The organism is Paenibacillus agilis (genome assembly GCF_007786455.1).
GTDB lineage: Bacteria > Bacillota > Bacilli > Paenibacillales > Paenibacillaceae > Paenibacillus_B > Paenibacillus_B agilis.
This window is the reverse complement of record NZ_VNJK01000001.1, coordinates 251088-265543: the sequence shown is the minus strand read 5'-3', so window position 1 is coordinate 265543 and position 14456 is coordinate 251088. Positions and strand designations below refer to the sequence as shown.

15 protein-coding genes are annotated in these 14456 nt (G+C 45.1%); 2 read left to right on the top strand and 13 right to left on the bottom strand.

What is annotated here, in order from left to right; translation table 11 throughout:
• Positions 1-93: 93 nt before the first annotated feature.
• From FPZ44_RS01115 to FPZ44_RS01105, 3 genes are read right to left on the bottom strand one after another with little or no spacing between them, the layout of a single operon-like run.
• Positions 94-1122, bottom strand: a complete 1029-nt coding sequence (locus FPZ44_RS01115; protein ID WP_144986610.1) for a FecCD family ABC transporter permease — start codon at positions 1120-1122, stop codon at positions 94-96.
• A complete protein-coding gene (locus FPZ44_RS01110; protein ID WP_144986608.1) occupies positions 1115-2128 on the bottom strand; it encodes a FecCD family ABC transporter permease in 1014 nt (337 codons plus the stop codon). Before FPZ44_RS01110 ends, FPZ44_RS01115 begins: the two co-directional genes overlap by 8 nt.
• A 17-nt stretch (positions 2129-2145) precedes the next feature.
• A complete protein-coding gene (locus tag FPZ44_RS01105; protein ID WP_144991619.1) occupies positions 2146-3150 on the bottom strand; it encodes an ABC transporter substrate-binding protein in 1005 nt (334 codons plus the stop codon).
• Positions 3151-3561: 411 nt separating this feature from the next.
• Between FPZ44_RS01105 and FPZ44_RS01100 the strand changes: the two genes are divergently transcribed.
• Complete coding sequence (locus tag FPZ44_RS01100) at positions 3562-4821, top strand: sugar efflux transporter (protein ID WP_144986606.1); 1260 nt, start codon at positions 3562-3564, stop codon at positions 4819-4821.
• Between the two features lie 722 nt (positions 4822-5543).
• On the opposite strand, the gene FPZ44_RS01095 is transcribed toward FPZ44_RS01100, so the two are convergent.
• The 3 genes from FPZ44_RS01095 to FPZ44_RS01085 all read right to left on the bottom strand — a co-directional run bounded on the left by FPZ44_RS01095 (position 5544) and on the right by FPZ44_RS01085 (position 8901).
• Complete coding sequence (locus FPZ44_RS01095; RefSeq protein WP_418789159.1) at positions 5544-6407, bottom strand: cation diffusion facilitator family transporter; 864 nt, start codon at positions 6405-6407, stop codon at positions 5544-5546.
• 613 nt (positions 6408-7020) lie between these two features.
• The gene (locus tag FPZ44_RS01090) at positions 7021-8658 is read right to left on the bottom strand and encodes a DEAD/DEAH box helicase (RefSeq protein WP_144986602.1); all 1638 of its coding nucleotides are present in this window, start codon (positions 8656-8658) and stop codon (positions 7021-7023) included.
• A 42-nt stretch (positions 8659-8700) separates the two neighbouring features.
• Positions 8701-8901 carry a YwbE family protein gene (locus FPZ44_RS01085; protein WP_144991618.1) on the bottom strand — a complete coding sequence of 67 codons (201 nt, stop codon included), beginning with the start codon at positions 8899-8901 and terminating at the stop codon, positions 8701-8703.
• 153 nt (positions 8902-9054) lie between these two features.
• Here FPZ44_RS01085 and FPZ44_RS26285 point away from each other — a divergent pair, with 153 nt between their 5' ends.
• A complete protein-coding gene (locus tag FPZ44_RS26285) occupies positions 9055-9219 on the top strand; it encodes a hypothetical protein (RefSeq protein WP_186785868.1) in 165 nt (54 codons plus the stop codon).
• A 181-nt stretch (positions 9220-9400) separates the two neighbouring features.
• Here FPZ44_RS26285 and FPZ44_RS01080 read toward each other — a convergent pair whose 3' ends face one another.
• From FPZ44_RS01080 to FPZ44_RS01050, 7 genes are all read right to left on the bottom strand, one after another.
• Complete coding sequence (locus tag FPZ44_RS01080; RefSeq protein WP_144986600.1) at positions 9401-10099, bottom strand: N-acetylmuramoyl-L-alanine amidase; 699 nt, start codon at positions 10097-10099, stop codon at positions 9401-9403.
• Positions 10083-10544: a phage holin family protein gene (locus FPZ44_RS01075; protein ID WP_144986598.1), complete on the bottom strand. Its 462-nt coding sequence runs from the start codon at positions 10542-10544 to the stop codon at positions 10083-10085. The genes FPZ44_RS01080 and FPZ44_RS01075 overlap by 17 nt, the downstream gene beginning before the upstream one ends.
• 156 nt (positions 10545-10700) lie before the next feature.
• A complete protein-coding gene (locus FPZ44_RS01070; RefSeq protein ID WP_144986596.1) occupies positions 10701-11885 on the bottom strand; it encodes a hypothetical protein in 1185 nt (394 codons plus the stop codon).
• Between the two features lie 141 nt (positions 11886-12026).
• Positions 12027-12665 carry a DUF2612 domain-containing protein gene (locus tag FPZ44_RS01065; protein ID WP_144986594.1) on the bottom strand — a complete coding sequence of 213 codons (639 nt, stop codon included), beginning with the start codon at positions 12663-12665 and terminating at the stop codon, positions 12027-12029.
• Positions 12658-13842 carry a baseplate J/gp47 family protein gene (locus FPZ44_RS01060; protein ID WP_144986592.1) on the bottom strand — a complete coding sequence of 395 codons (1185 nt, stop codon included), beginning with the start codon at positions 13840-13842 and terminating at the stop codon, positions 12658-12660. Before FPZ44_RS01060 ends, FPZ44_RS01065 begins: the two co-directional genes overlap by 8 nt.
• Positions 13814-14179: a DUF2634 domain-containing protein gene (locus FPZ44_RS01055; RefSeq protein WP_144986590.1), complete on the bottom strand. Its 366-nt coding sequence runs from the start codon at positions 14177-14179 to the stop codon at positions 13814-13816. The genes FPZ44_RS01060 and FPZ44_RS01055 overlap by 29 nt, the downstream gene beginning before the upstream one ends.
• A complete protein-coding gene (locus FPZ44_RS01050) occupies positions 14176-14445 on the bottom strand; it encodes a hypothetical protein (RefSeq protein WP_144986588.1) in 270 nt (89 codons plus the stop codon). Before FPZ44_RS01050 ends, FPZ44_RS01055 begins: the two co-directional genes overlap by 4 nt.
• Between the last annotated feature and the right edge of the window lie 11 nt (positions 14446-14456).

Genomic DNA, 14456 nt, shown 5'->3' with positions numbered 1-14456 from the left:
TAACAAGTTACAATTTTGACATCTAGGGGACTTTAGTCTTAAATATTACGATTTGTAACTATTTTATTAGTTCTAAAGAACTACTAAATTGATTTATTTTCCTTTTGTTCGAATCATCAGGTACACAAAGTAAGGAACCCCAACTAGTGAAATAACAATACCAACCGGAAGCTCCGCCGGTGCCACGATCGTTTTTCCAACATAATCGGAAAAGACAACAATCAGCATACCTATCAATCCGCATATCGGAATTAACCTGTTATGTGTCACACCGACTAGTCTTCTGGCAATATGCGGCGCAAGCAAGCCAACAAAACCGATACTCCCTGATACGGAGACACAGGCACTCACGATACCAATGCTGCAAATTAACAAAACGATTCGTTCACGATTAATGGCAATGCCTAAGCTGGATGCACTTTCATCCTTCATTTGCAGCAAGTCGAGAACAGATGCCTTCATCATTAATATAGGAACAAGGATAATGAGCCATGGCAGCATGGCTGTAATATACAGCCAATTCGAATTGTAAATGCTTCCTGTCAACCAGACGGTAGCTGCTTCGAAGTCATTCGGATTCATTTTCAAAGAGATAAATAAAGTCAATGCACCAAATCCTGAAGAAATGGCAATACCGACTAACAGAAGCCGCTGCGGATCCAACGTCCCTCGATGCCAGGCCATCACAAAGATAACTACCGCGGCAAGCAATCCGCCGACCAAGCCGAAAATAGGCATAATCATCGTCCCAAGCCAGCCATCTGTAAATAACTCGCCTTGGAACATAAACATAAACACGACGATGGCGAAGCCCGCTCCAGCATTGATCCCTAAAATACCTGGATCAGCCAAACCATTTCTAGATACACCTTGAATAATGGCACCCGCAATACCAAGCCCAAAGCCAACTAAAGCAGCAACAATCATTCGCGGCATACGAAATTCAAATAGAACCAACTCATTTTCTGGCTTAGAATCGATCTGCAATAGGGTTCGAAGTATCTCCATGACCGTGATGTCAAAATCACCAGACGTTATATGTAAATACAAGCTAACCAAAATAAGAGATACGAGCGATATAAATACGATCCAGAACGTGCGTAATGAAGTAGTTTTATGCATGCTTGCCCCCTCCTCTAGTACGAATCAAGTAGAGGAAGAACGGAACACCAAACAGCGCAGTAACTACACCTATCGGTGTCTCGAACGGCATGTTCAAGAAGCGGCTTATAATATCGCTAAAGGAAAGAAACATAGCTCCAATGACACCTGCACAAGGTACAACCCAACGATAATCCATACCGACTAAGAAACGCGTAATATGAGGAATCATTAAGCCGACAAAGCCAATCTTACCTACTAGCGCAACCGATATCCCTGTCAAAATAATGACCGATATGGTCGCAATACCTCTGACTACTTTCGTCCGCTGCCCTAATCCACGAGCTACTTCCTCACCGAGCGCCATGACGCTAATCTTGCTGGCAACAAGCATTGCTAACAAAATCCCCACAATTGCAAATGGAATCGCTAACTTTACATGCTCTGGATTCACTTGGTGAAGCCTCGCATTGTACCAGAAGCTAATATCTTGTGAAATTTGAAAATACGTGGACAAAGCCATTGAGACACTGCTTAAAAAAGTTCCTACAATTGTACCGAAGATGGCCAGCTTTACTGGAGATAGTCCCCCAGGTATGACGGACGCTATGCCATACACAAACGCTACGCCCAAAGCTGATCCGACAAGTGACATCAAAATCATTTCCATAGACGATGCATTAGGCATGAAGATCATACAAAGTGTGATGGTAAAGGCGGAACCATCCGACACGCCTAAAATAGAAGGTGAAGCTAAATAGTTGCGCGTTACCCCCTGCATTAATGCGCCAGATATAGCAAGGAACGCCCCTACAAGGAGCGCTCCTATTGCTCGTGGCAGACGGGAGTGTATCACAATCTGATGGTCGATATGGTTCGGATCGAACCGAACGAACGCATCCCATATCGTGCTTAAGCTAATCGACTTAGACCCGTAAAAAACAGAGCAAACAGCTAGTGCTACCATTACAAAAGGCGACAACGCAAGGATGAGTATAGGTATACGATGTGATATTTGCCTCTTCATCTGCTCACCTGAAATCATTACGATCCGAGTTTCTCAACAGCAGCTTTGAGGAACTGCTGTTTGCTCCAGAACGTTCCGCCCTGTGCATCTGGATCGACAACATTGATAAATACTTTATTGTTCTTAACAGCATCTAGGTTTTTCCAAATCGGATTGTTTTGCAGCTCTTCTAAAATTTTTACATTCTTCTTATTCTCTGACTCCGCAAATTGTAAGAAGATAACGTCAGGGTTAATCTCACTAAACTTCTCGATCGAAATAATTTCTTGTTTCTTCGTCGCTTTTATCTCAGCCGGTACTGTTAAACCAAGTTCATCATACAAGGTAGGATTAAAGAATACCGATTCTGCGTATAAACAAAGTTCGAGTCCACGCAACCGAAGCGCAATGACCTTTTTATCCTTATACTCTGCCCCAATTTTCGGCTTCGCAGCTTCAAGATCTTTCTTATATTGCTGGAGCAATTCATTGGCCTTATCTTGCTGGCCCGTTAGTTCTGCTAACAATAACAAGTTCGCTTCCCAGTCCACTGCTTTGTGGGAAACGGGAATAGTCGGTGCAATCTTCTCCATTTTTTCTGTCTTATCCGCTGGGAATTTTGTTGAGCCCAGTATAACGTCAGGCTTAAGCTTCAGCATCGTTTCAAAGTTTGGCTGCTGCTTTTGACCGATATCAGTCGCCGTTTTCGTAATTTCTGCGAACATTTGCGGGAAGCTGCCGCCAACTGAACTTGCTCCAGTAAGATTAGTCCCTAGTACTAATGCATCCTCCATCGACTCTATGCTGCCCGCAACAACAATGTTCTCAGCTTTTTCAGGTACGGTATAGGTCTTGCCCAAATATGTAATCTCTCTCGTTCCTTTGGCTGTTTCTGTCGCTGCTGGCTGAGACTGACCCGTCTCTTGTTGGGAAGTTGGTGCTGTCTTATTATCTGTCGCTCCTTCTTGCTTCGCGCTGCCGCACGCAGCTAGTAGGAAGACCATAACGGAAATAAGTGCAAATTGCCAAAAACGCTGTTTCATTGTTTTCATTGCCTACCTCTCTATTTTTCAATCCGCACGGATTGATAATTATTCTCATTTAGATTATAGAGGAGTGGCTTTTGTCTTAACATGGACAATATCCAGAATCCATCATGTACGATGTCCAGAATCATGTAACATCACCATACCTGAAACTCTTCATTCCGATTCTCACCTCAAAATATATATGCACCCCCATTTTGATGAGCTGGTTATCACAATTGTCACATTGGGTTATTCCGACATATGTGGCAATCATCCATACCGCGTTGTTTATGATCCAGTTAAAAAACTACTCTTGTTATTGTTATCTAATGTGGTAAACTTCACCTACAAGGCAGCATGACGATACGGACGGGCTATGGAGTAAGTTGGATTATGTAGAGAAAAATAAGAGAGGATAGGGGTAAAATGAATTCATTTTTGCACGCTATTAAGCAGCATACGAAAACGACCTTTGCCATTCAGCAGTTTCCTATTACTATGGTCATCAATGTGTTTCTCGGAATTTCTTTTGCTTTTGTATTGCCGTATAACTCACTATTTGCTATTGATGAAGTGGGTATGAGCAATAAGACCTTTGGTATATTTATGCTCGTCTCATCGATTTGCGGTATTGTGTTTAGTACCTATATCGCCAAGCTATCTGATCGCCTACCCAATCGCGGCTTCATATTAGCCATGTGTGCAATTGCTGGAGCAGTCGGTTATTTGGGATTCGCCTTTTCAAGAAACTTTTATGTGCTGCTCTTTGTCTCTTCACTGTTCCTTGGCATCGCTTCTTCGACATTTTCACAGGTGTTTGCCATTGGACGTGAAATTTTAGGAAGATCAACCGTGCCTTCTACTCAAATTCCACTCTATATGAACATACTACGTACGATTTTTGCTCTATCTTGGACGCTGGGACCTGCCATTGCAGCGTTTGTTCTGCTCTATTTAGGATTTACAGGATTGTTTGTGGTAGCGGCAACTTGTAACGTTATCGTTGCAATCATTTCACTCTTATTTTTAAAGAGCAAGCAAGAAAACCAAACGGCCACAACATCTCAAGCCAATATTCCGCTCACTAAGATCGTATTTCAACCGTTTATTTTTCTTAACCTGATTGCATTCACTTTCATTTCTGTGGCAAATACGCTTAGCACGATGAATATGGCTCAATTCGTCACCAAAGAACTAGGCGGTACAGAAAAAGATATCGGCATCATTTTTAGCATTCCGCCTGTATTTGAAATTCCATTTATGCTTGGCTTTGGCTATTTAGCTACCAAAATAATAAGTGATAAATTAATTCGGCTAGGCGTATTTATCGCCTGCATTTACTTTATCCTTCTCTCATTTGCAGCAGAAACTTGGCATATTTTTATCGTACAAATATTGAGCGCTGCCTACATTTCTATTACGAGTGGAGTAGCCATTACGTATTTTCAAGACTTTTTGCCGCATATGCCTGGTACAGCGACCAATTTGTACTCCAACTCTAATAAGGTCGGAAATATGCTTGGTTTTGTTCTATTTGGCTTTATAGCGGATGGATTCGGATATCGAAGTGTATATGTGACTTGTGCGTTGTTTGCTATTATGTCATTTGTACTGCTGCTTGTATTAATAAAAATGAAGCGAGCGAAGTTTGATAACATCCAGGGGAGCGAAGCTGAGGCCGTATAAGAGGCATGTAAGAAGGAATTAGAAGGACTATCTTCAAGATCATCTAAAACGTTCATTCAGTACGTTCACGTTCACTTAGAACGTGGGATTGGAAATATGGAAGGTGGGATATGGTATGTTGAGCGAACGGATTTCCAACCGTTCAAAGTATGGTGCTTCCTCTAACGGTCACTATTGACGCTATTTTCACGAAATCGTCCATATTAAAATTTTAACGGTTGTGGGAGAGCTTATTTTAGCTATGGTGGCGTTTGGATTCGCTCCATCTGGCTAATAAGCTCACTGACACCCTTTACATTTCAAAATAAGCAAATATAAGCTGAATAGCCGATGTGGCAACCGTTAGCGCGGTAATGGTTAATCAATCTCATGATGTAAACGAAATGAGTAGGCAAAGTTGTCTTCACGATAACTTTGCCTTTTTCTATGTACGTTGCTGAGCAGAACAGAACAGTTATCGTGCAAGCAATTGGATATGCTAACTAATCTATATGGAGGGTGAAAAAATAAAAGAAAAGTCCAAAATCAAGCGTAGCGTACATTTAGGCAACAAATACCGGTGCAACCAATGCCGCCTAGGCAATCTCCGCATCATTTTGGACTCGACCGCAAAGATGTTTATTTTCACATGAGATATTGATAAAAATTAAAAGCGTAGCTTACCTCTCATATTCATTCAGCACGTAAATACACGTAGTCCTTACTAACAATAACAATCCCTACTATGAAGACTCTCCTTTTAATAGGGGTTCCACATGCACTTGTACTTCCGTAATATTATGAGAATGCATCATTCGGTGCTCTACTTCATCGCAGATGCGATGGCTCTCAATTAACGTTAACTTCGGATCAACGAGTACAATGACATCGACGAGTACACGATTGCCATGGAGGCGTGCCTTTACATCCCGAATCGCGCGAACACCATTCGTGCACGCGATTGTCTTGCGCAGTGTCTCCAATTTCTTTTCATCGAAGCCATCCGTCAACGCATGGCTCGCATCATAAAAAATATCCCATGCTGTCTTCAGAATTACTAAGCCGACGGTCAAAGCTGCCAGCGGATCTAACCACGGGAACCCCCATTGAGCTCCGAAAATACCAATTGCTGCACCGATACTTACAAACGCATCGGAGCGGTTGTCATGAGCAGCTGCCATTAGAGCTTTATTTTGAATGCGTTTGGCAAGCCTGCTGTTATAAAGGTAAACCACCAGCATAACGGCCGCACAAAATAGAGCAACCCAACCTGTCAAAACATCTGGAACATGCGTATCTGAAGACCAGAGTGATTGAACGGTCGATACAATAACTTGTATCCCTACGGTTGCCATAATAAATGAAGCAACTAATGCTGATATTGTCTCTGCACGAAAATGTCCGTACGGGTGATCGCGATCGGGCGGCTTCTGCGAAATTCGCAGCCCTATAAGCACAGCTACAGACGCAACGATATCCGTCAAGTTGTTCCAGCCGTCTGCCTGCAGTGCAGCAGAATGATAGGCGAAGCCAAAGCCAAGCTTCGTCATGGACAGCACAATATAGACGATGATGCTAACCCATGCCCCTCGTTCACCTTTTTTCATATCTGCATATTCTTTCAATGCAACTTCCTCCCAGCTAATCATCATTAGAGCAAATGATATCAGTATGATAATAAGTTGGTACTTCATCCGTTAACCATGCTAGTATTGCTCTTTCGTATTTCATGGTAGCAAATACAATTGCTGTGGGTCTAGAGAAACAGTGTTGACCTGTAACCGTTCTGTTTCCCTTATAAAAAGGTGTTGCATCTGTTCTGTAAAGTTGGTTGAACGTGAAAAAGTTGCTGCGATACAACTTATGTGGAGATGTACCTAGCTCCTTAACCTTAAAAAGATGCATCGATTCTATAGTATGCTCGGTCGAAGAGGAGTTCATAAGCGAACACGCAATGATGTTTACATTACTGTATGTTCTCTTTAGCGCCGACAGATTTCCAGCTCGCTTCTGCGCAAAAAAAAAGCGCCATCGTCCACGGGCTCATTCCCCATAACGATAGCGCTGTAATATGGAAGCTAAATCATTCGAAGCTCTTAACACTACCCAAGTAGAATGGGAAATTGCCCTTATCGTGTAGAGTTACTTCCGAATATTATATAGCGTTATTATATTGCGTTGCTAAAACGGTTAATTTCATTGTGTACTTCAAGACTAAACTTAACGTTTGCCTCTGCCACCGGAACGACCAGCTCCGCCAGAACGCTGCTTACCACCTTGGCCTTGACGAGATGATCCTGTACCGCCAGATGCACGTCCGCCGCCGCGACGACTACTGGAGTCACTGCTTCTGCCGGATGTACGGTTGTCCGCATTAGCTGGCTTACCACCGCGCCCACGATTACCAAACCCGCTATCCGCTTGTCCACCACGGCTATTGCGTTTTTCTCCAAAGGATGCTTCACCGCGAGCACTATTGCGCTTCTCACCACGCGCTGGAGCTCCGCCACGTCCAAAGCGCTCTTCTCTGCTTGCAGACTCCGTTCCTTTACCAGGGCGCTCCGCACGTCCGGCAGTTCCTGCTCCGCGACCGCTGCGCTTGCTTCCTGCGTCTGCGCCACGAGCAGAAGATCTGCGATCTGCGCCGAATTCATTTCTGCCTTGGCCGCGTCTTGCTATGCGTTTGCCAGAGGAAGCAGATTCCTGATAACGATCCGATTTCCCGCCCTTGGACTTTCCAGCCCCTGGTGCATTATCGATGCGGAAACCTGGTACTTTCTGAATCTGAAGCAAGTACGGACGATCTTTATCAGCAACGAAAGTGATTGCGACACCTTTTGCACCTGCACGGCCTGTACGACCAATACGGTGAACGTAGCTTTCCGCGTCTTGCGGAATATCAAAGTTGAATACGTGCGTGACGCCTTCCACATCCAAGCCGCGTGCCGCAACATCTGTTGCAACGAGCAATTGAAGCTTCGTGTCACGGAAGCGTTTCATAACCTGCTCACGCTTCAACTGGGACAAGTCGCCATGAAGCTCGTCCGAATTGTAGCCAGCCTCTAACAATGCTTCATTCAAAGCATTCGCACGGCGCTTCGTACGACAGAAGATAACTGCTTGGAACGGGTTCTGCTCATCAAGCTGCTGGAATAAAGCATCCTGCTTGGCACGATCCGTCGTCTCAATGATGATTTGCTTAATATGATCGACCATTACTTTGCGTGATTCAATGCGCACGTTAACCGGATCTTTCAAGTAGCGATTGCCCAAACGTCTTACGGAATCTGCCATCGTCGCAGACAACATGAGTGTTTGACGCTTGTATGGCAATTGCTCCATAATTTCTTCTACTTCAGGCAAGAAGCCCATATGAAGCATTTGATCGGCTTCGTCGAGCACAAGCGTGTCGATCTTAGACAAATCAATCGTCCCGCGACGAATATGATCGTTTAGACGCCCAGGAGTCGCAACGATCAATTGTGGTGAGCGACCGCTTAGCTTGTGAATTTGTTTCATTACGTCTTGTCCGCCATAAACCGCTAATACGGAAATTCCGCGAGTAGCCGCCAATTTGCGTGCTTCGTCCGTAATTTGAAGTGCCAGCTCGCGTGTAGGCGCAACAATTAGTGCTTGTACGCGTGCTTGATCAGGCTTCGCCTTTTGTACAATCGGCAATAGAAATGCCAACGTCTTACCTGTTCCTGTTTCCGCTTCCGCCATGACATCTTGGCCTTTCATCATGGCTGGAATAGCCTGCTGTTGTACAGGTGTAGGTGTATCAATTCCGTTTTGCTTCAAATATTGCAATATTGCTGGGTCTAAGTTATAAGCTTCGAAACCTTTCAGGTCGTTCATCTCCCTTATGTTGTCGGTTCATTTTTAGGCATGGCCGCTGTCTTAAGGAGAAACATGTATATGCTTCACCCGTCCCACCTGACCGCTGTGCAATCTCACTTTAATGCCGTGAGGGTGGAACGGAGAGTTCGTTAATATATCCTTGACGATTCCGCGCGTCGTCTTGCCTGTACGCTGATCTTGTTTCAGAACGATATCGACGTCTAGTCCTGCACGGATATGCTGACGCTGTTGCCCGTTCACTTGTCCATTGACGGTCATTTTTTCTGATGCTCCTATCTGCTTGCTGGTGGTTATGCGTTCATTTTACCCATATTACAAGAAAGCGAGCAACATCGCCATATAAATGTAGAGATTAGGAAGGAAATACATGCGGGGCTGAAAGAGAGAATGTGAATGTTTCAATACACACTTGTTAATCAACCGATTATGTACAAATGGTTTTCGGATGTGATCACAGGCTGCTCTGCTTCAGCGCGGGAAGGAGATCTTATGCGTCTGCTTCCTCTAACGGGCGCCATGGAGGTTATTTTCGCGGAATTGCCTTGCATAGAAAAGTAACGGTTGTGGGCGAGCTTATTTTGGCATTCGTGGTCTATGAACTAGCTTTATTTGAAGAATAAGCTCTGTGACGCACTTTATCATTCAAAATACACCCATATACGCTCATTAGGCTCTACAGCAACCGTTAGCGCGATTCCTACGTCACAGTTATAAGAAGAGATTAGCCGCGGGACGGCATTTATTTAGATAAGGTCGCCCGCTTATTCGTGTTGTCCCACAGCAATTTGAGCTGCAGCGCTTCTGCAATATCGCGCAATGGAACATACACGTGTCCATTTAATAAATGTCCTTCCAAAGCAGATGTCTTCCCTTCCGGCAGGTTCACATTTACAGGGACCTGACTCGACTGGGACGGCTTGTCCCCTGCTCCTGTTGGATTGGTTCCTTTTATATCTGCTAATACACGCTCTATCATGCGGGTAAACGTCTGCCAATGCGGTAGCAGTCGGGATGGACACCCCTTCCCACTCCAGTGGCGATGCGGTACGATACGACTAAGCGGAATATTGTGTTTCTTCATTAATTGAGCAACCAGCCAAGATGCCTGTCTCCAAGCCAGCATTTCGTTCATATTCTCATACATGCATATTTCAATCCCGATGGACATCGTGTTGCCCAAGCCTTTACCATCGCCTGCATGCCAACCTTGTTCAGTATCTTCCAAGTGCTGAATAATATCATGGTCATCCACCGTGTAATGCCAGCTTTTTTTCGCTCCGCCGCTACCATTCAGCAAGTATCGGGCATGTGCATCAGCAGTCGCGCCTCGATCCGTGTTATCTGTGTTATGTATCGTAATATAGAGCGGCTTCATCGCTCGCTTTGGCTTATTTGGTGCCTCTTGTGGCAGCAGCCGCTGTTTAACGCTGTACGTCATCGTCATCTCCGCCTTTTTCGTGCAATATTTCAATCGCTTTTTTAATAGTAGATGGAATCGGAACCCCCATCCGTCCTGCATTTTCAATAATGGATAGTAATTCATTTGCCATATAGAAAAATATCGATGCGTCACGCAGCATGTGCTGGTCCCCCAGTACAAGGTCCACCTGGTGAGCAATGGCGATAATAAGGAAAATGAAAATTTTGCGGGAAATCCCAACCAGCCCAACTCGACTGCGTAAGGTTCCTGTTACTCCTGCTGCGATAATTCCCGTAACATAATCGATGATAATCATCATGAGCAGCACCTGCATCAATGTCGGCCAGCCTCCGAACATAAAGGCAGTGAATGTTCCGAACACCCCGAAGGTCGCAGTTGCTGCAACTTGCTCTGATGTCTTGATGCCGACAAGGTCGGCCAATAATTTAGTATAGTCATTCATAGGCTTACTGCCCCCCCTTTAAGTGAATTGCCCTCGGAAAAAGCTCGGAAGGCACGGCAGGAGTGAGGCTCGACAGTTACAATCCCCTACTCTTGCTCGCTTCAATCCAATCTCTACGAGGGCATAAAAATAGCGCTCATGCAATGTGCATGGCGCTTACTCGATAAAATAAAAATCAAGTGTCGGAGTATTGACAGTAAATCTATATCTTCCTGACACTAATGTCCTGAAATCTATTTCAACGACGCCTTTACTCCTACGGTATGATACAGACATATTAAAAGTGTTTCCTCCGTATTCAACCCAAGAATTTGTTCTCCCGCTCCATAGAATAAGCGTTTTATAATAACCAGAAAAAACTCCAGTTATTGGAACTATAACTTGGGCATCAAAGCCGATATCTATTACAGGTATTTCAATGAGTTCGTATGTCTCCCATTCTGTCCTAGGTAATGTAAGTTTATGATGTGCTTTTCGAGCTCCTGTGGGCATCGTACCTACAACACCTAAAACATCCGTACCTGAACGAATATTTTCTGGACGAAGGTGCGGTACTGGAGCAGTTACCCAACTTTCTCCATCGTAAAACCCGTGGGGAGGTTTTAAAAAAACTCTATCCCCATGCCAGACAGTGTGGGAAGTAGATGACATATGATGATCTTCTGCTGACCGATTCGGCATTGTTCCCAGCTGGTTATGCTCTCGATCTCGTGAAAACCACCATCCACTCAGCACTAAGTGGTTTGGTACGTTCCCTCTTGCTTCAACGATATTTCCAACCTTACTAAATAAAGATTGTACTGACTCATTGGCATTAGCTGCTACACTTTTATCGTTAAGATTTTTAGCTCCCAACGCTTTTGCATCATTGATCTTTTGTGCCAATTGATCGCCTGTGTCAGTCCCTCCAGCAGGTGCACCAATAGCAGCGGCGACCTTCGACTTTATGCTATTGGCAAGTGACTTTAAATTTTTCAGTGCCCCTAATACCGTTGTTTGATTTGGAAAGTCAGGATCGTTCATAGATATGGATGATGCTGAGTGCGCCGTTGCACTGTTAATATGTGAGTTTAATTCTTCCTTTATTGAAGGGAGCTTCGCAAGCTCTGATTGTATTTTTTGATCTGCATGTACCTTAGCTCGATCCTCTGCTGCTGCCACTTCTGTCTTTTCCGCTGACTTCTGCTGCAATTCATGAAGCGCTTCATATGTTGAATTCATCTGCCAGTTTAACCAAGCGGCAGGTGGTTTGTCTTGCACTTTCCAGCCTTCATCCAACTTACTCTGCGGAGGCTTGATTCCTTTTGCTTTCCATTCAGGAAGCTTGTTTTCATAAGCCATTTATACTCACCTCTTGATATTATTTCATTGAAAAATGTAAGAATCTCTTTTTAAGTCATGCTTTACATGGAATCTTCTTGGTACTCTATCTAAACTGTTAATATAAATAAAAAGAATGAGTGCCTTTTAGCACCCATTCTTTTAAATTGGTAACTCATAGTCATTACCTGGCACGTAGAGGTCACCTAATGTACCGCCATGTCTCATAGCTTCATCTGCAAATCCATCTTCACTGACTTCTAATCGATCAGCTATAGAAGCCAGTGCAAATGTCCCTGTTAACTCCACTCTACTAACTCTAACTCCAGCCGCGACAAGCCGTTCTACAAGAGCTACAAATTGCGCAGGACTTAAGCCAGCACTATTTAACTTTTCGTATGGAACTGAGGATACATGTAAAGCAGCAGGCTCCGGTTGAACAGGATCACTGTGCTGCTCAGTCAAGCGAAATTCATTCGGCTCAGCCTGCAGCGCCAGCGCGAGCACTTGAATAACCGAATCCAAGCTGCCACTCGCATTCATACGCGCAAGCTTAGAACGCAGCAGCATCCGATACACTTCATCCGTCGCTTGTCCACGCGGCTGACCAACATTACCGCCAATATCATCCAGAGTCGATCCTTCCGCCTTATCAATCGCCTTCCACTCCGACATAACTCGCAGTGTCTCCGCGAGATCATTCATTTGCTTCAGCCATACCTCGACTAATGCGCCAAATTGGCTTCCTTTCTTCGTAATGACATCTGGCAGCAGCGACATAACGTCAGGCAGCTTAAACATGAGTCACCGCCACCTTAATGCGTTCCGGTGCCACCCGCGCTACGTGATAGAGCGGAATATTAACATTACCAGAGCTGAATGGTTCTGTGCCTAGCTTGACCTTCAACTCTGCAACCTCTTCAACCCCAGTGACCTGCTGCACGACTGATAACAAACGGCTGGATACGATGCGAGAGCCTTGCGGTAGCCCAGAATAATCCTGCTGATCTGCGCCAACACCACCAACATATTGTGCAATCGCTGTGCGGATATCATCTGCCCCTTGAGCAGCGAACTGCGCGTTAACAGAGACATTCACCTCAACATGAACATCCAGCATCTGCATCCGGCTGAAACGAATCGAATGTTCACCACCGCTGACGTCTTTCACTTTGACAAGTTCCTCGCCATTAGTACCAATTCCCGCTGCCTTCTTTTCAAAAATCGTCTTCGCAATCTGTTCGGATTGACCTCCATACACATAAGCACGAATCGACTTCGCTGGAATACCTTCTGCATCCGTCTGCATCGTATCATTGACACGTACAGATGCAGAACGTACATCTGGAAGCTGCAATAACGCAGATACGATTGCATCGATTGTTGCGGCATGACTTCCATCGCGAGCTGCTCGCAAACGATCACGGAATTCGATATCATTTTCCCGCTCACGGCCATCTGCTGCACCCGCTTCATTCGTCACCGAAGTGACTTCCTTCACAGGATTAAGCATCTCCGTAATCGAAGCTGATGGCACATTACCTGAGGATCCTAGCCCCACTGAAACAACAGGCACCATCCCTTTGCCTTGAGCATCGAGCGTACATGGAGCTGTTGTTGTAAACCACACTTCTGACTTGGTCCCCACACTGAATCCCGCTGGAATCGTGTAAGTTGGTGTTCCTTTAAAAGAAACAATACCTGTCGCTGGTGTCTCAAGCTTGCGCTGTAATCCGTAGAACACTGCTAGCGCATCCAACTGCACACCCGTCGCATATTGAATGTAGGATTCATGGTACACCTGCTCAACATCTTCCCATACCACAGATAAATGCCAAGCGAATATTTGCATCATCATCCCGAGCGGTGACGTTTCCGAAGTGTTGACATCCTCACCAAGCCGAGTAGTCAGCTCACCCACCATTTCTTCATAAATATCGTTGTACGTTTTACGCTTCAAACCCGCTGCTGTTAACATCGATCTCGACCTCCTCCCCTTCTACGCTTGTCATGACGACATGCACATCGGCTGTGCGGCTCGCCCGATCAAACTGAATATCGATTTCATCGACAGATGCAATGCGATATTCATCAGCCAACGCCTCTAGTACAAGCTCTCTTAATTGATCCTCATTGAATGGCTGCCCAATCATTTGCTCATGATCAAGCCCCATCTCTGGCGTGAAGAACGATTCGCCAAGTCTTGTACCTAATCGCACACGAACCGCTTGTGCCAGCTCTTCTCGCCCCTCCACCCATTTCACATTGCCCTGTTCCAGTACAATGTCGCCATCTTGCAGCAGCCAAGTCCTCATCCGCCGCTCACCTTCCCTGCTATTACTCCACCGCCGCGATTGGAATCCGTAAAGACTACCAGCACTCGTTGACCTGCTTCGTAGACCAATCCAGGAACCTCCACAAGCGGCAGCTCATATCGAATAAGCCCTTCTTCATCTTCCAATTCCACATCAGCCGTCGAACCATTCATTTGTACAATCGATCCGAGCTGGGCAGGCGACATGCCGCCCAAACGATGATCGAGCCAAGCTTCCAAAGCGCCAACTGTTCGATTAGCCCCCATATGCTTCCCCT